The sequence below is a fragment of the Alsobacter sp. genome (assembly GCF_059501845.1).
Genome location: NZ_JCACDK010000018.1, coordinates 533,917 through 552,346 on the forward strand (window position 1 = coordinate 533,917; position 18,430 = coordinate 552,346).

An 18,430-nucleotide genomic window follows, 5' to 3' on the forward strand; every position below is an offset into this window, starting at 1 on the left:
GACGGACCATGGCGCCGATCGTGCGGCGGAAGCTCTACCAGGAGGTGCTGAACCGCCTGATCGAGGGCATCATGAGCGGCGATTTTCCGCCGGGATCACAGATGCCGTCGGAGAAGGAGCTGATGGTCCGTTTCGGCGTCGGCCGGCCCGCCGTGCGCGAGGCGATGCTGACCATGCAGCAGATGGGCCTCGTCCGCATCTCCCACGGTGAGCGGGCCCGCGTCACCAACCCGTCTGCAGACACGATCATCGGGCAGATGTCGAGCGCCATGGTCATGATGCTCGCCACGTCTCCACGCGGCCTGGAAGACCTGAAGGAGGCTCGGGTCATGATGGAGACCGGTCTCGTACAGATCGCAGCACGCAAGGCGAGCGGCATCTACATCGAGAAGCTTACCGATATCCACGAGAGACTGGAGCAGGCGCGCGGCAATCGCGAGACATTCATCCAGATCGACATGGAATTCCATGGGCTGATCGCGGAGATGTCTGGCAACGCCATCATCGCTGCCGTCGTGCGCGGAATGCTGGGCTGGCTGACGCGGTTCCGCACCGAGATGGTGTCCGTGAAGGGCGCCGAGCGCGTCACCGTGGAGGAGCATGCCCGCATCCTGAAGGCCATCGCCGCGGGCGACGCCGCCGCCGCCGCCACGGCCATGTCGGATCATCTCAGCCGTGCCAGTTCGCTCTATGCCCAGTTCGCCACGCCCGAGCAGGGCGAGGCCGCCGGCCGCAACGCCTGATTCCGCGCAAGCCGCAAAAATCCCGGCGCACGAAGCCGGATTGCGTTCCGCCAAACTTGTATGATGACATGATGTTTGGTGCGTGCTAGCCCTTTTCCGGACCGATGGCACTCCCATGAGCCCCGACCGCATCACCGCCCTCTACCGCATCGAGACGCGCTTTCCGCTGGAGCAGGCGGCGGCCTCCATGGCGGGCGAGCAGTCGAGCGGCACCTTCCGCCCGGTGCCCGGCGAGACGCCGGAGCTCGTGCGGCGCTTCGGCGCGCGCGTCGAGGAGATCGTCGACGAGGGCGAGGCCGAAGCACCCTCGCTCCCCGGGTCGCGCGCTCCCGCCGGCCGCGAGACCGCGAAGCCGCGCCGCGCCCGGGTGCGCCTGTCCTGGAGCATCGAGAATACCGGCCTCAGCCTGCCCGCGGTGTGGACGACGGTAGCGGGCAATCTCTTCGAACTGTCGCAGTTCTCGGCGTTGAAGCTGCTCGACGTCTCGCTGCCGCCCGCCTTCGCCACGGCGTATCCGGGCCCGGCCTTCGGCGTCGAGGGCACCCGCAGGCTGACGGGCGTCGAGGGGCGACCGGTGATCGGCACCATCGTCAAGCCCAGCGTCGGGCTTTCGCCGGAGGAGACGGCGGACCTCGTCGACCGCTTCCTCACCGCCGGGCTCGATTTCGTGAAGGACGACGAGCTCATCGCCGATCCGCCCTACTCGCCCTTCGGCAAGCGCGTCGCCGCGGTGATGACGGTGGTCGAGCGCCACGCCGACCGCACCGGCCGCAAGGCCATGGTCGCCTTCAACATCTCGGGCGAGATGGACGACATGCTGCACCGCCTCGACATCGTCGAGAGGGCGGGCGGCACCTGCGCCATGCTGGTGCTGCAGGCGGTCGGGCTGCCTGCCCTTGACGCCGTCAGGCGGCGGAGCGCCGTGGCGCTGCATGGCCACCGGGCCGGCTGGGGTGTCTACGACCGCTCCCCCGGCATCGGCATGTCCTACCTCGCCTATCAGCGCTTCTGGCGGCTCGCAGGCGCCGACCACCTGCACGTCAACGGCATTCGCAACAAGTTCTGCGAGCCCGACGCGTCCGTCATCGCCTCGGCCCGCGAGTGCCTGTCGCCACTGTTCCCGCCTCCCGGCAGGCCCGACGTCGTGATGCCGGTGTTCTCGTCGGGCCAGTCCGCGGCGCAGGTCGCCGATACGTGGGACGCCATGCGCACGCCCGACCTCATCTTCTGCTGCGGCGGCGGCATCGTCGCCCATCCCGACGGGCTGGAAGCCGGCGTCGCCAGCGTACGGGAGGCCTGGGAGGCCGCGCAGTCCGGCATTCCCGCGGAGGAGTACGCCCGCACCCATCCCGCGCTGGCCACGGCGCTCGAGAGCTTCGGCAAGGGCGGCTGAACCGCCTGCCGCAACACCACCAGGAGGACACCCCATGACCACGTCCATCGCGATCCTCGGCTCCGGCGGCAAGATGGGCTTCCGCATTACCCGCAAGCTGGTCGATGCCGGCTACGACGTGCGCGCGGTGGAGATCGGCGAGGCCGGCAAGGCCCGCCTGGCGGAGGCCAATATCCCGGCCGTGACGGCCGAGGAGGGCGTGAAGGGCGCGCGCGTGGTGATCCTCGCGCTGCCCGACAACGTCATCGGCAAGGTCGCCGCCGATCTGTCGCCTAAGCTGCAGGCCGGCACCATGCTGCTGATCCTCGACGCCGCCGCGCCCTACGCCGGCGACCTCCCCAAGGACCGGCCGGACCTCACCTATTTCGTCGGCCATCCCTGCCATCCGCCGCTCTTCAACGAGGAGACGGAGTGGCCGGCGCGGCGCGACTACCACGGCGGCATCGCCCGGCAGTCGATCGTCTGCGCCCTGATGCAGGGTCCCGAGGAGGATTACGCGCTGGGCGAGGAGATCTGCCGCGCCATGTGGTCGCCCATCATCAAGGCGCACCGGGTGACCGTGGAGCAGCTCGCCATCCTCGAGCCGGGACTTTCGGAAATGGTCGCCATGCCCTTCGTCGACACGATGGTGGAGGCGGTGGAGGAGTGCGAGCGCAAATACGGCATACCCCGCGAGGCGGCCTTCGACTTCCTGATCGGGCACCTGAACGTCGAGATCGCGATGTGGTTCGGGTTCTCGCCGAAGGTGCCCTCCGACGCCGCGCTGCGGCTGATGCGCTTCGCCAAGACCGTGGTAGTGACCGAGAACTGGCGCGACGCGCTGGCGCCAGCCAAGGTCAAGGAAGCCTCCGAGCTGATCGTCCGGTCCTGAGCCGGACGCGGCGATAATCATGGCGGGAACGGCCCCCGTTCTATCCCTGTCCACCGTCGTCTTCGACGGGTGGGGTCTTGACGTGGCGGTCGCCGAGACCGCCGCGCTCGGCCTGACGCGGATCGAGCCCGCCTACATTGCCGGCTATCTCGACTTCGACGAGACCGCCTTTTCCGATGCTGCCGCGTCCGGGTTGCGCGGCCTCATGGAACGGGAGGGCCTGGGAGCACAGGCCGTCTCGGCGCACATGGACCTCGGGCTGCCCGGCGCGCCGGACATGCTGGCGCGCCGCGTGCGGTTCGCCGCGCGCATAGGAGCCCCCGTGCTGATCACCAACTTCTCGACCGCCGAGCACGAGGCCGCTGCGCTCGCCACGGTGGAAGGAGCGCTGCCGCTGGCGGAGCAGGCCGGCGTCGTAATCGCGCTGGAGAACCCCGGCCATGGCGACGGCAGTCTGATCCCGAGCGGCCGGGAGGGTGCGAAGCTCGCAGAATGCTTCGACCACCCGCAGCTGCGGCTGAACTGGGATGCCGGCAACGTCGTCACCTACAACCGGGGCGCGGTGGATCCGCTCGCGGACCTTGCGGCGGCGATGCCCTGGCTCGCGCACCTGCACCTGAAGGACGTCGCGGAGGAGGGGCCCGACTGGCGCTTCTGCGCCATCGGCGAGGGGATGGCCCCGTGCCGGAAGGCGCTGGCAGCGGCCTGCGGCATACCCGCCGGGCTCGAGCTGCCACTACGGCTCTGGCGGCCGGGCCGGGGCGATCCGCAGCGCCGCAGTGAGCGGCTGCCGCTCGACACCATCAGGAATGCGGTGCGGCGATCCCTCCAGGCGCTGGCGTGACCGTGAAGGAACGCTGCGGAAGGATCCACCAGTATCCGGCAACCAAACTGCGTGGGCGTCATTGACGGTTAAGCATTGCAGTGCTTGTGTGCGCCAAGCTTCGGAGGTCCGCATGCGCGCCCGTCTTACCCTTCTCGCCCTCGTCATGGCGAGTGTCGTCGCAGTCCCCGCCGTGTCGCAGGCGCAGACCAAGCGCAAGCCGGTGCAGCGCTATGACGCCGCCCGCACCTATCCGCAGGACGACCAGAGCTATCTCTACCTGTCCCCCGGCTCGGCCCAGGGGAAGGGCTCCCCGACCTACGTCACCAGCGGCAGCCGGCGGTTCAACCAGCCCTGGGCCATGTCCCAGTTCGACTGGATCGGCGACTTCAACTGATCCGCCAAAGCAAAAGGGCCGCCCCTTTCGGGACGGCCTCAGCCTGATTCAGGAGCCCGGCTGCCGCAAGGAGCCGGGCTTTGTCGTTCAGCGGTCCCAGTCCGCGTCCCGCTCGACATCCCAGCGGTCGGGGGCCGGACGATTCGGTTGCGTCTTGATCGTGCTCTCGATGGCCGGAGGTGCCGGCAGCTTCGCGAGCAGCGGGCCGGCCACGACGCCGGTCGCGAACACCGCAGACACCGCGACCGCGATCACGGCAGTGAAGAAGAGGATGCTCGACACCAGGGAGCCCGCGGCATTCGTGATGCGGCGCAGTCCCGGTGTGGGCTTATGAATATTCGACATGGTTGCGTCCTTTCGTTCGCTATGTGGTTCTCCTTACGGCAGATGTCATCCCCCGGTTTTGTGCAATGCGATCACGACGGCGAGAGCAACCCGTAAACTTGGTGCAGATCCAGTGACTTTTTCGAATGCTGCGCATGCGCAATCCAATGTTTGCGGAATTGCGGGCCAATGCTTGCGGCTACGCTTGCGCTAGCCGACTGCCCGCCTTGAGGCAGGTCATGGTCGGTCCTTGGTGCGCGCCGTAGAGCAGGTGCCGAGCCCGTTGCTGCCGCGCCGCACGATGCCGCTGCTCCACCGCGCGGCCAATTCCCCGGGCTGCGGATCACGATTGGACTGCACGGCTGCGCCACGACCGGACGTTGCAATCTCTGGCGATCCGCACTATGACTGACTGGTCAGTCAAACAGGAGCCTTTGATGCCCGCTCGCCAGGTCCGCTCCCCGAGGATGCCGGATCGCCGCGAGGCCATCCTCGACGCGGCGCTCGACGTCTTTTCCGCCCAGGGCTTCGCGGCGGCGCGCCTGGACGACGTGGCCGCGCAGGCGGGCGTTGCGAAGGGCACGCTCTACCTGCACTTCCGCAGCAAGCAGGATCTCTTCGAGCAGCTCGTAATCCACGCGGTGAAACCGGTGCTGGATAGCGCCGGGCTGCTCGCGACCGATCCCGACAGGCCCATGCGCGACGTCGTCGCCTCGCTGCACCACCTGTTCCGGCGCGAGGTGCTGGGGACCCGCCGCAAGGAGATCCTCCGCCTGGTTCTCGCCGAGGGGCCTCGCTTCCCCGCCATCGCCGCCTTCTACCATCGCGAGGTGGTCACGCGCGGGCTGGGCCTCATCCGCCGCCTTGCCGAACGCGGCGTTGCGCGCGGCGAGATCCGGAGCGATGCCATCGCCCGCTTTCCGCATCTGGTCTTCGCGCCGCTGCTGCTGGCGGTGCTGTGGGACGGACTGTTCTCGCAGCTGGAGCCTCTCGACGTAGAGGGACTTCTGGAAGCGCAGCGCCGGCTGGTGTTTCCCGAGCCGTCCTCCCGCGAGGAGGCCGGGTCATGAGCCGGGTCCCCGTCATGGCCGGCATTGCCGTGCTCGCCACCGCGGCCGCATGGGTCGCCTGGGCCGACCCGCTGCACTGGCGCGCGCAGGGACCCGTCACCTACCAGGGCTGGATCGAGGCCGACACGGTCTTCGTCGGCGCCGAGGATGGCGGCCGGCTGGCCTCCCTCGCCGTGGCCGAAGGCCAGGAGGTCAAGGCCGGGGATGCCCTCTTCTCCATCGATTCCAAGACCCAGACGGCCGACGTTCAGGCGGCCCGGCAGGCGCTGGACGAGGCCTCCTCCCGCCTCGCCAGGCTCGAGGCCGCGCAGCAGCGGCCGGAGGAAATCGCCATCCTGGAGGCCGCGCTGCAGCGCGCCCAGGCGACGCTCGACTACTCGAAGTCCGAGCTCGCCCGCGCACAGGAACTGGTGCGCAAGGGCTTCGCCACGCAGGCCCGCGCCGACCAGGCGCAGTCGAGCTTCGACCAGAACCAGGCGGCGGCCGAGGAAGTCCAGCGCCAGATCGCCGCCGCGCGCCTCGGCGGTCGCCGCGAAGACCTTGAGGCTGCGAGCTTCGTCGTCGGCCAGGCGAGAGCCCGCCTCGCCTCCGCGCAGGCGAAGCTCGACAGGCTCGCCGTCGTCGCGCCGGACGCGGGGCGGGTGCTCGAGGTCTACTACCGGCCGGGCGAGGTGGTGCCCGTCGGCCGGCCCGTCGTGTCCCTGCTGCCGCCGCCCAACATGAAAGTGCGCTTCTTCGTGCCGCAGGCGGTGCTGCCGCGGCTCGGGATCGGCCAGAGCGTGGCGGTACGCTGCGACGGGTGCGAGCCGGGGCTCACCGCCTCCATCACCTATCTCGCGCAGGAGGCCGAATACACGCCACCGGTTATCTACAGCCTCGAGGAGCGGCGCAAGCTCGTCTTCCGCGTCGAGGCGCGGCCGGGAAAGCCCCAGGCCCTGCGCGTCGGCCAGCCCGTCCAGGTGTCGCCGGCTGCGATGCAGGGAGGCAGGGATGGCGCAAGCTGACGCCGTTCGCCCCGCCGCGGAGGGGACCGACATCGTCATCGCAGTGAAAGGGCTCACCAAGCGCTTCGGCGAGCGCGTCGTGGTGAAGGACCTCACCATGCAGGTCCGGCGCGGGCAGATCTACGGCTTCCTCGGACCCAACGGGTCGGGAAAGACGACCACCATTCGCATGCTCTGTGGCCTGCTGACGCCCGATTCCGGGACGGGTACCTGCCTCGGCTACGACATCGTCACCCAGAGCCAGCTCATCAAGCGGCGCGTCGGCTACATGACGCAGCGCTTCTCGCTCTACCAGGACCTTTCGATCCGGGAGAACCTGGAGTTCGTCGCCCGCGTCTACGGTCTCGCCGACCCGCGCGGCGCCGCCGGCGCGGCGATCGACCGCCTCGGCCTGCGCGGGCGCGAGGAGCAACTGGCCGGCGAGCTCTCGGGCGGCTGGAAGCAGCGCCTGGCGCTCGGCGCCTGCATCCTGCCTTCGCCGGACCTGCTCCTGCTCGACGAGCCCACGGCCGGCGTCGATCCCAAGGCGCGCCGCGACTTCTGGGCCGAGATCCACGCATTGGCGGCCGAGGGGCTCACCGTGCTGGTCTCGACCCACTACATGGACGAGGCCGAGCGCTGCCACGAGATCGCGTACATCGCCTATGGCTCGCTGCTGGCGCACGGGACGGTGCCGGAGGTGATCGCGTCGGCGGGGCTCACCACCTACACGGTGCGCGGCGAACACCTGCAGGGGCTCGCTGACCGGCTGGCGGACGCGCCCGGCGTCGACATGGTCGCGCCCTTCGGAGCCAGCCTGCACGTCTGCGGCCGCGACGCCGCCGCGCTGGAGAGAACCATCGCTTCGTTGCGGGCGGATCCCGCCCTGACGGTCGAGCACGACCAGCCGACGCTGGAGGACGTCTTCATCGACCTCATGGGCCGGGCCCGGGACAATTTCCAGTGAGCGCCTCGCCCCAGCCAGCCCGCCGCTCGCCGGCCTCGCGCTTCGCCCCGCTTTCGCGGATCTGGGCGATGCTGGCGAAGGAATTCATCCAGCTCCTGCGCGACCGGGTGACGCTCGCGACCATGGTCAGCGTGCCGCTGATGCAGCTCTTCCTGTTCGGCTTCGCCATCAACACGACGCCGCGCCACATGCCGGCGGGCGTGCTGCTGCAGGAGCAGAGCGACGCCGGCCGCTCGATCCTCGAAGCGCTCCAGCACACCGACTTCTTCGACTTCCGGCTCGTCGCCGGCAGCGAGGCGGAGATCGACTCGGCGCTGCGGTCGGGCGACATCCTCTTTGCGCTGGAGATCCCCGCCGGCTTCGAGCGCGCGCTCCGGCGCGGCGAGACGCCGGCCCTGCTCTTCGTCGCCGACGCAACGGACCCCGTGGCCTCCGCCTCGGCGCTCGGCGCGCTCTCTCAGACCGTGCAGACGGCGCTGGTGCGCGACAGGATGACCTCGGACGGCGCGCCGTCCTCGCCGCCCTTCGAGATCCGCCAGCACCGGCGCTACAACCCCTCGGGCTCGAGCCAGCTCAACATCGTGCCCGGCCTGCTCGGCACCATCCTGACGATGACGCTGCTCATCTTCACCGCACTCTCCGTCACCCGCGAGGTCGAGCGCGGGACGATGGAGAACCTGCTGGCCATGCCGATCCGCCCCATCGAGATCATGCTGGGCAAGATCGCGCCCTATGTCGTGGTGGGCTTCCTGCAGGCGGCGATGATCGTTGCCGCCGGGGTCTTCGTATTCGGCGTGCCTGTCATCGGCAGCCTCGTGACGCTGGCCGTGATCGCGACGCTGTTCATCGCGACCAACCTGTCGATCGGCTACACCTTCTCGACCCTGGCCCACAACCAGCTGCAGGCCGTGCAGATGGCGATGATGTTCTTCCTGCCAAACATCCTTCTCTCCGGCTTCATGTTCCCGTTTTCCGGCATGCCGGTCTGGGCGCAATGGGTCGGGGAGTGCCTGCCGCTGACGCATTTCCTGCGCGTCGTGCGCGGCGTCATGCTGAAGGGCTCCGACATGCACGACCTCGCCCGCGAGGCGCTGTGGCTCGCCGGCCTGATGGGCTTGGCCATGACCATCGCCGTCACGCGCTTCCGCCAGACGCTGGACTGAGTGTCCGCGGCAGTGCGCGCCCTCATTGCACCCGGACATTGTTCCGCCGCCGGCGCCGTGCTCTAGGATGCGCTCCATGAGGACGGGTCTGAACGGCCGGGCGAGATCCGGCGGCATGATGGCGGTGCTGGCGCTGTGCTACGCGCTGGCCCTGCAGGCCATGCTCGCGCCCCAGGCCGCCCTCGCCGCCATGGCACGCGACGCGGCCGGTCATCTCCTCTGCGACACACCTGTCACGCCGGACCCCGCCGCCCACGACGGCCAGAACGCGTGCTGCCTGCCCGGCTGCGCAGCGTCCTGCGCGTCCCGTACTGCGGCGAAGGACCTGCCGCCGCCATTGCTTCCGCTGTGTCCTGGTATCGGGCCAGCGGCACTGCGGACTGCCATCGTCCTTCCATCAGTGCTGCCTGCGGCCACGGGCGAGCCCAGTGTGGCGGCGAGGCCGCCCCAGGCTCATCCCCGCGCGCCCCCGGGCGCCTGAGCGCGGACTTTCCTCACCCTTCTCGTACTTTCCGGGCGTCCGCCGACGCGTCGCGTTCGCCCGATATCCGCAGAGCACGTTCCATGCCCATTTTCACCTTCACCCGCTTCGCTTCTCACGCCGCCGTCGTCGCCACCGTCATGGCGGCCCAGGCGCCAGCCTTCGCACACGAGTACAAGGCCGGGGCCATCGTCATCGAGCATCCCTGGTCGCGCGCTACGCCCGGCGGCGCCAAGGTCGGCGGCGGCTATTTCGTGCTGCAGAACAAAGGTGAGGCGGACCGCCTGGTCTCCGTGGCGGCCCCCTCGATCAGCGAAAAGGTCCAGCTTCACGAGATGACCACCGTCGACGGCGTCATGAGAATGCGCCCGCTGCCCGATGGCGTGCCCGTTCCCGCCGGCGGCGAAGTGGCGTTCAAGCCGGGCGGCTACCATGTGATGTTCATGGACCTGAAGCAGCCCTTGAAGAAGGGCGACAAGGTCAAGGCCACCCTCACCTTCGAAAAGGCGGGGACGGCCGACGTCGAGTTCAACATCGAGGACATCGGCGCGCCGGCGCCGGAGCATCATCACGGCGCGATGAACTGAACACCGGGAAGGCGGCCGGAAACCGCTCCGGCCGCTTCCGCAAGGAGAAAAGCATGAGCGCACCCGCCGCCCTGGCCGCCCGGACCGTGGCCGACATCGTCACCTTTCACGACAGGCCGCTGGATGGCGCGGCCACACCCATCGATCCCGCCAAGGTGCTCACCGGCACGCCGGCGGAGAAGGTCGAGGTGCTCTATGCCGATCCGCGCGAGGAATTCCTCGTCGGATTGTGGGAGTGCACGGCGGGCTCCTGGCGCTGCCGTTTCGACGAGGAGGAGTACGTCCGCCTCATCGCCGGCGAGGTGAGGCTGACCGACCAGGACGGCGGCTCCCGCCTGTTCCGGCCGGGCGAATCCTTTCACGTGCCGTCGGGCTTCGCCGGCACGTGGGAGAACGTCACGGACGTTCGCAAGATCTTCGTCGCGCTGGTCCGCAAGGCCTGAGCAGGGCTCAGGTCGACGAGACCTGCGTGCTGCTGGACGATGAGGCGGTGTCGCTCGCGACCGTAGGTGAGGACTCGCGCAGGCGTTGTGCCATGCCCTTCAGCCAGTTCGACAGCTCGTCGCTCGACATCTTGCCGTCGCCGTCCTTGTCGAGCCTGGTGAAGAGCTGATCGATCCGGCCGGACGCATCCTTGCCGTCCTTCTCGTGCCTGCCATGGGCGCGGTAGTTGCTGTGATCGGCCTGGATCTGCGTCAGCTGGGCCTGCAGCGCCTGCTTCTGCTGCTCCACATAGGTCTTCAGCTCGCTCTTCGAGACAGAGCCGTCATTGTTGCCGTCCATGGCCTTGAACAGGTCCTGGACGGACGAGGTGGGATCTTTCGACCCGGTCCCCGGCATATTTTGCCCGGTGATTCCGAACGGGCCCTGCGAGCCGTCGGATTCGTCTTTTTTGCCGACGCGATCGAAAAGGGCGTTCAAGCCCTTGGAAAGTATGGACGATCCGGCGCCGATGAGCGACGTGGCGATGATCGGTGTCATGGCTGGCCTCCCTGGCCGGCCGCCGATGGCGGCCCTGTGTGCCGGGAGACCACGCAGGAAGCGTGCCGCGCCCTCAGCGGTGGAAGGCGGTCCAGTCGGGGTCCAGCACCGCGTCGTCGCAGATGGCCGCGACGATGGCGGCCGTCAGCGGCATGGCCGCGCGCTCGAGCCTTCCGTCCTGCCACATGCGGCGAAGGGTGGGGCCGACAGCCAGCGCGAGCTCCGCGCCCTCCACCGTGTCGGCCGCCATGTGCTCGGCCTTGGCCTCAGAATAGGGCAGGCCGAGGCCGAGCAGGCGCCCCATGCGCGAATTCCGCCCGGCCAGGCAGGTGACGTAGAGGTCGCCGGCACCCGGCAGCCCGCCGACGCTGCCCTGATCGCCGCCCAGCACACGCGTCAGGAGGCCGAGCTCCCGCAGGGCTTGCGTGAACAGGCTGGCGGAGAGGTTGAACATGCCGGCGCCGTTGCCGGCCTTGCCCTCGCGTTCCAGGCGGCCCGTCGCCCAGCCCACGCCGATGGCATAGAAGTTCTTGAACGCCGCGCAGACCTCCACTCCGACGACATCGGTGGACGGCCGGGCGTGGTAGAACTCCGCGACCAGCATCCCGATCGTGCGCTCCACAAGGCCCGGGTCATCTCCGGTGACGACGACGCCGGTGTGGCGCCCCGCCGCGAGTTCGCCCGCGATGCAGGGGCCGCCCACTGCCATCACCGGCACGTCCATGCCGAGCCGCTCCTTCAGGGCGCTGCGGACGACATGCGGCAGCACGTCGATGCCCTCGCCGGTCGGGGCGAGGCCCTTGGTGATCATCAGCACCGGCACCGGCCGGTCCAGCGCCTCGCACAGCCGGTCGATGGCCCAGCCGACGCCGGCCGAGGACACGCCGAGGATGACGAGGTCGACGTCCGGCCCGACGAGGCCCCTGAAGGCCGGCCAGTGATGGGCCGTGGTGGCGGCGGGCAGCGTCACCCCCAGGCGCGGGTGGAAGCCGTTGCCCTGGACCGAGCGGACGATCTCCTCGTCGAGATGCGTGCCGACGAGATCGATGCCGTGGCCGGCAGCGGCAGCGGGCAGGCACATGGCCGAGCCCATCACGCCGGCGCCGAGGATGACGATGCGGCCCATGAGGAGTTCCGTTTCGAAGGCGTCAGAGGGAGGCGGCGAGATCGCTCGCCGTGGGAAGGTCGGCGCCGCGCCGCGTGCAGGTGAGCGCCGAGGCCGCAATCGCCTCGTCGACGGCGGCGCCGGCCTGTTCCGCGTCGAGGCCGCCGACGCCCGCCGGCGTCAGCAGGCCGCGGCGGTCGAGATGAGCGAGCAGCGCGGCGTGGAAGCTGTCGCCCGCTCCCACCGTGTCGATCACTTCGACCCGGCGGCCGGGACGGTCGACGACGGCACCGCCCGAGGTGAAGGCCACGGCGCCGTCCGGCCCGCGCGTGAAGACGACGAGCTTCGGCCCGGCGGACAGGAGGTCGCGGGCGATGGCTGCGAGGTCCGGCCCCGTCCCGTAGAGCGGCTCCATGTCCTCGACGCTGGTTTTCAGGATGGTGGCGCGCGAGACGAAGCGCCGGAAGCGCGGGCGCCACGCGTCCATGTCCTCGATCAGCCGAGGCCTCAGATTGGGATCGAGGGAGACGACGAGGCGTCCGGCCTCGCGGTCCGTCAGCCATTCCAGCGTGGTGGCAATGGGCTCGACCGCCAGCGGAAAGCACCCCAGCACAAGAGCGTTCACCTCGGGCGGGAACGCGGCTGGTATGTCGGCGGGCAGCAGCGCGCGGTCGGCGCAGCCGTCCCCGTAGAAGGAATAGGTCGGGTGACCGTCGGCCGAGGTCGCCACGACGCTGATCGTCGTCTTCTCCGGGCCACGCCGCAGCCAGCGCGTGTCAACGCCGTCGCGCAGGAGCGGGCCGGCCAGGAAGTCGCCGAAGGCGTCCTTCGAGATCGAGGCGAGAAAGGCGACGTCGCGGCCGAGCCGCGCCAGCCCGAGGGCGACATTGTAGTTGGATCCGCCGCGCACCGGTTCTGACCGCATTCCGTCCGCCCCGGCCGGGCTGACGAAGAGGTCGATGAGCGCTTCCCCCGTGACGACGATCATGTGCGTTTGCGGCAACCGTTCTGCAGCGGTGGCCTTTCCTCCCGGGTCCGGACCATAGGGAAAAGGCGGCCTGGACGGAAGGGCAGAGCAGGCGAAGACCGGATGCGCTGATTCGCGTCGTGGCAAAGGCGGAAAGCTCGGTTGTACTGTTGCGGTCGACAAAGACCTGCCTGAGTCAGGTCAATCCGCATGTTGCTCCGCTTCTCGCGACCAGGCAGGACATGACATTGGTCAAGACATCGATCCGCAATCCGTGATATCGGTTTTTTGCTTGCGACCTTTCTTCCAATTGGAACCATGACGTGACTGGAGAGAACTTGCCGGATTAAGTGGCGTGGACTAAACTTTACCTTCCTGGGGGGTCGACGTATGACAGCGGCCAAACGCGAGGAGACTGATTATCTCCGCGAACTCAGGTTGTTCCGCGGCATTTCCGACGACAACTTCGAAACGCTGCTGCAACCGGCCTTCCTCCAGCGATTTCCGCCGCATGTCGTGCTGATCCGCCAGGGCGACCCGGCTGATTTTCTCCACATCGTGCTGGACGGCCTCCTCGAGCATTTCGCCGTGCACGAGCAGCGTGAGTACGGGTTGTTCATCACGGGCCCCGGCGAGGTCTTCCCCCTCGCGTCGGTCATCGGCGAGCGCCCCTGCATCGCATCCGTCAGGGTGATCGAGCCCTCGCAGGTGCTGATGCTGCCCACCGGCGTGTTCCGCACGGTGTTCAACCGCGACCCTGCCTTTGCCCGCGCCGCGGCGGCCGAACTGGCTGCCAGTTCGCGCGAGACGACGAAGGAACTCGCGAGCCAGAAGATGCGGCCGAGTTCCGAGCGGCTGGCCAACTGGATCCTCCGCCAGATGGTGCAGGACGGCGAGGACGGCACGCTGACCCTGCGCATCGACAAGCGCACGCTGGCCTCGCTGATCGGCACGACCCCCGAAAACCTGTCGCGCAACTTCGGCATCCTGTCGGGCCATGGCGTCGCCGTGCGCGGCCGCCAGATCGTCGTCGAGGACGCGGCGGCGCTCACGGCCTTTGCCGCGCCGCACCCGCTGATGGACGACCCCGCCGCCTGAAGGTTCGCCTCAGCCCGTCCTGCCGCTCGCAGGCGCCGGCCCGGCGCTCTCGCGGAAGACGATCTCGACCGGCCACACCTCCCGGAACGCCTCCGGGTCGCCGCCGTCGGCCAGTGCCAGCGCGATCTCCGTGATGCGCCGGCCAGCGTCGCGGATCGCCGAGGTCGTCGTGGTCAGCGGCGGCACCAGCGTCTCGGCCTTGATCGACGGCATGCGGTCGTCATGGGCGACGACGGAGACATCCGCCCCGACGGCGAGGCCGGCGTCGCGAATGGCCCGGCAGGAGCCCAGGGCCAGCAGCATGCTGGAGCACAGGATGGCGGTCGGCGGTGCCTCGAGCGCGAGGAAATCACGGGTCACGCGGTACCCGTTCTCCTCGCTCATGTCGCCCTGCACGGTCATTCCGGGCGAAGCCTGCAGGCCGCGGGCATCCAGCCCGGCGCGCCAGCCGCGCTCGCGGTCGCGGGCGAAGGTGAGGGCTGTCGGGCCGTTGACCAGCGCGATCCGGCGATGGCCGAGGTCGGCCAGCATCTCGGTGGCGCGCCGGAACCCGCCCTCGTTGTCGACGTCCAGGAAGGCGAAGGCTCCGGGCGCCTCGGTGCGTCCGTGCACGACGAACGGTACGCCCATGCGCGCCAGCATCGGCACCCGCGGGTCGCGCACCGCCGGACCGCTGACCACGAGGGCATCGACGGCGCGCAGCCGCGAGGCCCGCACGGCGCCGTCGAGCGAGGGCACGATGAGGACGTCGCTGTCCGTCTCGGCGACGCGCCCGGCGACGCCTGCCAGGAACTCCGCGAAGTGCGGGTCGATGGTGAGGCCGTAGTCGAAGGGAAACAGCACGCCGATCATGCCGGCACGCCCCGTGGCCAGACGCCGCGCGCTCGGGTTGGGGCGGTAGTCGTGGCGGCGCGCCGCCTCCATCACGCGCCGGCGTGTCTCCTCGCCGACCTCCGGATAGCCGTTGAGGGCGCGGCTCACCGTCGTCTGCGACAGTCCGAGATGGTCCGCGAGTTCCCGCAGATTCACGCCGTTTCCCCCGATCTTGCCCAGCATCCAAACCGCTTTGAATCCCGATTGCAACTCCCGCCGGCTTTGTGCGTGCAGCAAAGCCTGAGCTGATCGTGCGCAAGACTGAAATTCGCTCGATCCCGTGCGGTTGCGCTCAGGCCGGATGGTTCCGGCTTGACAAGGAGCGCACTCTGTCACAGCTTCTCAAAGCGCTTTGGGACAGAGCCGGGCATGGATCCGGGGTCCCTGGCGAGGAAACGCATCCCGTATCAACCCGGCGGCCCGGGCCGCTCCAGGGAGGCACCATGTTCAAGAGCTTTGTCCTGGCCGCGACGGCCACACTCGCCCTGGCGAGCGCCGCATCGGCGGCGGAAATTTCCATTTCATGCGGCGCGGTCGGCGCCGAGCTCGAATTCTGCAAGCAGGGCGTTGAAGCCTGGTCGAAGAAGACCGGCAACACCGTCAAGGTCGTCTCGACCCCCAACGACACCAATGAGCGCCTGGCGCTCTACCAGCAGATCCTCGCCTCGGGCGCCGCCGACATCGACGTGTTCCAGATCGACGTGATCTGGCCGGGCATCCTGGGGTCACACTTCATCGACCTGAAGCCCTACACGAAGGGCGCCGAGAAGGATCACTTCCCTGCCATCGTCGACAACAACACGGTGGGCGGCAAGCTCGTCGCCATGCCGTGGTTCACCGACGCCGGCGTGCTCTACTACCGCAAGGACCTGCTGGAGAAACACGGCGCGCAGCCGCCGGCGACCTGGTCGGACCTCGCGGCGACGGCTCAGAAGATCCAGGACGCCGAGCGCAAGGGCGGCAACGACAAGATGTGGGGCTTTGTCTTCCAGGGTAAGGCGTATGAGGGCCTCACCTGCGATGCGCTGGAGTGGATCGACAGCTTCGGCGGCGGCGCCATCGTCGACGGCAAGGGCGCCATCACCATCAACAACCCGAAGGCGGCCGAGGCCCTGACCACGGCGGCGAGCTGGGTGGGCAAGATCGCGCCCGATGGTGTGCTGAGCTATGGCGAGGAAGACGCCCGCGGCGTGTTCCAGTCCGGCAATGCGGTGTTCATGCGCAACTGGCCCTACGCCTGGGCGCTCGGCAACGGTGCAGACAGCCCGGTCAAGGGCAAGATGGGCGTTGTCGCCCTGCCCAAGGGCGGCGCCGACGGCAAGAACTCCGGCACGCTCGGCGGCTGGCAGCTCGCCGTCTCGAAGTACTCCAAGAACGCCGAGGCCGCCGCCGACCTCGTCGTCTTCCTGACCAGCCGCGAGGAGCAGAAGCGCCGCGCCATCCAGGGCAGTTACAACCCGACCATCGCAGCCCTCTACGAGGACCAGGAGGTCGTGACCGCGGTCCCGTTCTTCAAGGACCTCTACTCGACCTTCACCAATGCGGTCGCCCGCCCGTCCAAGATCACCGGCTCCAACTACAACAAGGTCTCCAACGCCTTCTGGAACGCCACGCACAGCGTGCTCTCCGGCAAGGCGAAGGCGCCCGAGGCCCTGGCTTCGCTCGAAGGCGACCTCAAGAAGATCAAGCGCTCCGGCTGGTGAGCGCCCGGGGCGGGAGCGGCATGCCGCTCCCGCTTCCCCCACCCCGATAGTTCCCGGTTGCACCGCCCCGACTTCTCTCGACCGGCCGAGGCCGGCAGGAGGCCGCGATGTCCCGTTCGGCCCTGACCCGCACGCGCGTGCGCTCGGCCTGGCAGTTCCTGGCGCCGATGCTGGTGGTCCTCGCCCTCGTCGCGGCCTGGCCGCTCGGGCGAACCATCTGGTACAGCTTCACCGACGCCAACCTGACGGACCTCTCCCAGAGCAAGTTCATCGGCTTCGAGAACTACCTCGCCAACTATGACGGCGAGTGGGCCGGCATCCTCGCCGATCCCGTCTGGTGGCGGGCGGTGGGCAACACGCTCTGGTTCACCGTCATCTCGATCATCCTCGAGACGATCCTCGGCTTCATCGTCGCCCTCGTCCTCAACGCCGAGTTCCGCGGCCGGGCCTTCGTGCGGGCCGCCGTGCTGATCCCCTGGGCCATCCCCACGATCGTCTCCGCGAAGATGTGGGGCTGGATGCTCCACGACCAGTTCGGCGTCATCAACGACATGCTGCTCGGCATCGGGCTCATTGCCCAGCCCATCGCCTGGACGGCGAACGCGCAGACGGCGATGTGGGCGGTGATCATCGTCGATGTCTGGAAGACGACGCCGTTCATGGCGCTGCTGATCCTGGCCGCGCTGCAGATGCTGCCCGGCGACATCTACGAGGCCGCGCGGATCGACGGCGTCCACCCCGTGAAGGTGTTCTTCAGGGTGACGCTGCCTCTCGTCCGGCCCGCGCTGATGGTCGCCATCATCTTCCGGGCGCTGGACGCGCTCAGGATCTTCGACCTCATCTACGTCCTGACCTCCAACAGCCGCGACACCATGTCGATGTCGGTCTATGCGCGGCAGCAGCTCGTCGACTTCCAGGAGGTCGGGCTCGGTTCGGCCGCCTCCACCCTGCTGTTCCTCGTCATCGCCACCGTCACCATCATCGCCATCACGGCGGGCCGGGTGAAGCTCGGAGCGGAGAACGCGTCATGACCAGCCGCAGGCGCAACGGGGCCATCAAGGCGATCGGCTTCTGGCTGCTCATCGCCGCCATCGTCATCTTCGCCGTCTTTCCCTTCTACTACGCCATCCTGTCCTCTCTGCGGACCGGGACGGCCCTGTTCGAGGCCTCGCTGCTGCCCGACCAGGTCACATTCCAGAACTATGTCAGCGTGTTCAGGGAGCAGCCCTTCGCGCGCAACATCCTGAACTCGATCATCGTCGCGGTGTCGGTGGTGGCGCTGTCGCTTTTTCTCGGCGTCACGGCCGCCTACGCGCTGGGCCGCGTGCCCTTCCGCGGCCGGGGCGTGCTGCTGCTGACGGTGCTCGGGGTGTCGATGTTCCCGCAGGTCGCGGTGCTCTCCGGCATGTTCGAGCTCATCCGCGGGCTCGGCCTCTACAACAGCCTCGCCGGCCTCGCGCTGTCCAACCTGATGCTGACGATGCCCTTCACCGTGTGGGTGCTCACCACCTTCATGCGCGAGCTGCCGAAGGAGCTGGAGGAGGCCGCCTTCGTCGACGGCGCCACGCCCTGGATCGTCGTGCGCCGGGTGTTCCTGCCGCTGATGTGGCCGGCCATGGTCACCACGGGCCTGCTCGCCTTCATCGCGGCGTGGAACGAGTTCCTCTTCGCGCTCACCTTCACCCTGTCGAACGAGGTGCGGACGGTGCCCGTCGCCATCGCCCTCATCACAGGCGCCAGCCAGCACGAGCTGCCCTGGGGCAACATCATGGCCGCCTCGGTCATCGTGACGGTGCCGCTCGTCGTCCTCGTCCTCGTCTTCCAGCGCAAGATCGTCTCCGGCCTCACCGCCGGCGCGGTCAAGGGCTGACACCCCAACAGCAAGAAGCATCCGAAAGGCC

The 18,430-nt window shown here is 68.8% G+C and carries 21 protein-coding genes; 16 read left to right on the forward strand and 5 right to left on the reverse strand.

Annotation, left to right across the window (positions count from 1 at the left end):
* Window positions 1-8: 8 nt before the first annotated feature.
* The 5 genes from nanR to AC5JCN_RS17425 all read left to right on the forward strand — a co-directional run bounded on the left by nanR (window position 9) and on the right by AC5JCN_RS17425 (window position 4,227).
* Window positions 9-743: a transcriptional regulator NanR gene (nanR, locus tag AC5JCN_RS17405; protein WP_495756347.1), complete on the forward strand. Its 735-nt coding sequence runs from the start codon at window positions 9-11 to the stop codon at window positions 741-743.
* Window positions 744-858: 115 nt separating this feature from the next.
* Entirely contained in the window at window positions 859-2,136 is a 1,278-nt protein-coding gene (locus AC5JCN_RS17410) for a ribulose-bisphosphate carboxylase large subunit family protein (protein ID WP_495756348.1), read from the forward strand.
* A 34-nt stretch (window positions 2,137-2,170) separates the two neighbouring features.
* Entirely contained in the window at window positions 2,171-3,007 is an 837-nt protein-coding gene (locus AC5JCN_RS17415; protein ID WP_495756349.1) for a phosphogluconate dehydrogenase C-terminal domain-containing protein, read from the forward strand.
* Window positions 3,008-3,026: 19 nt separating this feature from the next.
* The gene (locus AC5JCN_RS17420; RefSeq protein ID WP_495756350.1) at window positions 3,027-3,851 is read left to right on the forward strand and encodes a sugar phosphate isomerase/epimerase family protein; all 825 of its coding nucleotides are present in this window, start codon (window positions 3,027-3,029) and stop codon (window positions 3,849-3,851) included.
* 112 nt (window positions 3,852-3,963) lie between these two features.
* Window positions 3,964-4,227, forward strand: a complete 264-nt coding sequence (locus AC5JCN_RS17425; protein ID WP_495756351.1) for a hypothetical protein — start codon at window positions 3,964-3,966, stop codon at window positions 4,225-4,227.
* A gap of 87 nt (window positions 4,228-4,314) precedes the next feature.
* On the opposite strand, the gene AC5JCN_RS17430 is transcribed toward AC5JCN_RS17425, so the two are convergent.
* Window positions 4,315-4,572: a hypothetical protein gene (locus tag AC5JCN_RS17430; RefSeq protein ID WP_495756352.1), complete on the reverse strand. Its 258-nt coding sequence runs from the start codon at window positions 4,570-4,572 to the stop codon at window positions 4,315-4,317.
* 416 nt (window positions 4,573-4,988) lie between these two features.
* On the opposite strand from AC5JCN_RS17430, the gene AC5JCN_RS17435 reads away from it, so the two are divergent.
* From AC5JCN_RS17435 to AC5JCN_RS17465, 7 genes are all read left to right on the forward strand, one after another.
* Window positions 4,989-5,621: a TetR/AcrR family transcriptional regulator gene (locus AC5JCN_RS17435; protein ID WP_495756353.1), complete on the forward strand. Its 633-nt coding sequence runs from the start codon at window positions 4,989-4,991 to the stop codon at window positions 5,619-5,621.
* Entirely contained in the window at window positions 5,618-6,625 is a 1,008-nt protein-coding gene (locus AC5JCN_RS17440) for an HlyD family secretion protein (protein WP_495756354.1), read from the forward strand. Before AC5JCN_RS17435 ends, AC5JCN_RS17440 begins: the two co-directional genes overlap by 4 nt.
* On the forward strand, window positions 6,612-7,571 hold the full coding sequence (locus AC5JCN_RS17445; RefSeq protein WP_495756355.1) for an ABC transporter ATP-binding protein: 960 nt from the start codon (window positions 6,612-6,614) through the stop codon (window positions 7,569-7,571). Before AC5JCN_RS17440 ends, AC5JCN_RS17445 begins: the two co-directional genes overlap by 14 nt.
* On the forward strand, window positions 7,568-8,734 hold the full coding sequence (locus AC5JCN_RS17450; protein ID WP_495756356.1) for an ABC transporter permease: 1,167 nt from the start codon (window positions 7,568-7,570) through the stop codon (window positions 8,732-8,734). The genes AC5JCN_RS17445 and AC5JCN_RS17450 overlap by 4 nt, the downstream gene beginning before the upstream one ends.
* A gap of 76 nt (window positions 8,735-8,810) precedes the next feature.
* Window positions 8,811-9,215 (forward strand): hypothetical protein, encoded by a 405-nt coding sequence (locus AC5JCN_RS17455; RefSeq protein WP_495756357.1) that lies wholly within the window; start codon window positions 8,811-8,813, stop codon window positions 9,213-9,215.
* 83 nt (window positions 9,216-9,298) lie between these two features.
* Window positions 9,299-9,802, forward strand: coding sequence for a copper chaperone PCu(A)C (locus AC5JCN_RS17460; RefSeq protein ID WP_495756358.1), 504 nt, complete (start codon window positions 9,299-9,301; stop codon window positions 9,800-9,802).
* A gap of 53 nt (window positions 9,803-9,855) precedes the next feature.
* Window positions 9,856-10,245 (forward strand): cupin domain-containing protein, encoded by a 390-nt coding sequence (locus tag AC5JCN_RS17465; protein ID WP_495756359.1) that lies wholly within the window; start codon window positions 9,856-9,858, stop codon window positions 10,243-10,245.
* 7 nt (window positions 10,246-10,252) lie between these two features.
* On the opposite strand, the gene AC5JCN_RS17470 is transcribed toward AC5JCN_RS17465, so the two are convergent.
* The 3 genes from AC5JCN_RS17470 to AC5JCN_RS17480 all read right to left on the reverse strand — a co-directional run bounded on the left by AC5JCN_RS17470 (window position 10,253) and on the right by AC5JCN_RS17480 (window position 12,876).
* Window positions 10,253-10,783: an EF-hand domain-containing protein gene (locus tag AC5JCN_RS17470; protein ID WP_495756360.1), complete on the reverse strand. Its 531-nt coding sequence runs from the start codon at window positions 10,781-10,783 to the stop codon at window positions 10,253-10,255.
* Between the two features lie 73 nt (window positions 10,784-10,856).
* Window positions 10,857-11,909 (reverse strand): hypothetical protein, encoded by a 1,053-nt coding sequence (locus AC5JCN_RS17475; protein ID WP_495756361.1) that lies wholly within the window; start codon window positions 11,907-11,909, stop codon window positions 10,857-10,859.
* A 22-nt stretch (window positions 11,910-11,931) separates the two neighbouring features.
* The gene (locus tag AC5JCN_RS17480) at window positions 11,932-12,876 is read right to left on the reverse strand and encodes a carbohydrate kinase family protein (protein WP_495756362.1); all 945 of its coding nucleotides are present in this window, start codon (window positions 12,874-12,876) and stop codon (window positions 11,932-11,934) included.
* Between the two features lie 369 nt (window positions 12,877-13,245).
* On the opposite strand from AC5JCN_RS17480, the gene AC5JCN_RS17485 reads away from it, so the two are divergent.
* Window positions 13,246-13,953 carry a cyclic nucleotide-binding domain-containing protein gene (locus AC5JCN_RS17485; protein ID WP_495756363.1) on the forward strand — a complete coding sequence of 236 codons (708 nt, stop codon included), beginning with the start codon at window positions 13,246-13,248 and terminating at the stop codon, window positions 13,951-13,953.
* Between the two features lie 9 nt (window positions 13,954-13,962).
* Here AC5JCN_RS17485 and AC5JCN_RS17490 read toward each other — a convergent pair whose 3' ends face one another.
* Window positions 13,963-15,009, reverse strand: coding sequence for a LacI family DNA-binding transcriptional regulator (locus AC5JCN_RS17490; RefSeq protein WP_495756364.1), 1,047 nt, complete (start codon window positions 15,007-15,009; stop codon window positions 13,963-13,965).
* A gap of 260 nt (window positions 15,010-15,269) precedes the next feature.
* Here AC5JCN_RS17490 and AC5JCN_RS17495 point away from each other — a divergent pair, with 260 nt between their 5' ends.
* The 3 genes from AC5JCN_RS17495 to AC5JCN_RS17505 all read left to right on the forward strand — a co-directional run bounded on the left by AC5JCN_RS17495 (window position 15,270) and on the right by AC5JCN_RS17505 (window position 18,399).
* Window positions 15,270-16,529, forward strand: coding sequence for an ABC transporter substrate-binding protein (locus AC5JCN_RS17495; RefSeq protein WP_495756365.1), 1,260 nt, complete (start codon window positions 15,270-15,272; stop codon window positions 16,527-16,529).
* A gap of 107 nt (window positions 16,530-16,636) precedes the next feature.
* The gene (locus AC5JCN_RS17500; RefSeq protein ID WP_495756366.1) at window positions 16,637-17,560 is read left to right on the forward strand and encodes a carbohydrate ABC transporter permease; all 924 of its coding nucleotides are present in this window, start codon (window positions 16,637-16,639) and stop codon (window positions 17,558-17,560) included.
* On the forward strand, window positions 17,557-18,399 hold the full coding sequence (locus AC5JCN_RS17505; protein ID WP_495756367.1) for a carbohydrate ABC transporter permease: 843 nt from the start codon (window positions 17,557-17,559) through the stop codon (window positions 18,397-18,399). Before AC5JCN_RS17500 ends, AC5JCN_RS17505 begins: the two co-directional genes overlap by 4 nt.
* The last annotated feature ends 31 nt before the right edge of the window (window positions 18,400-18,430 follow it).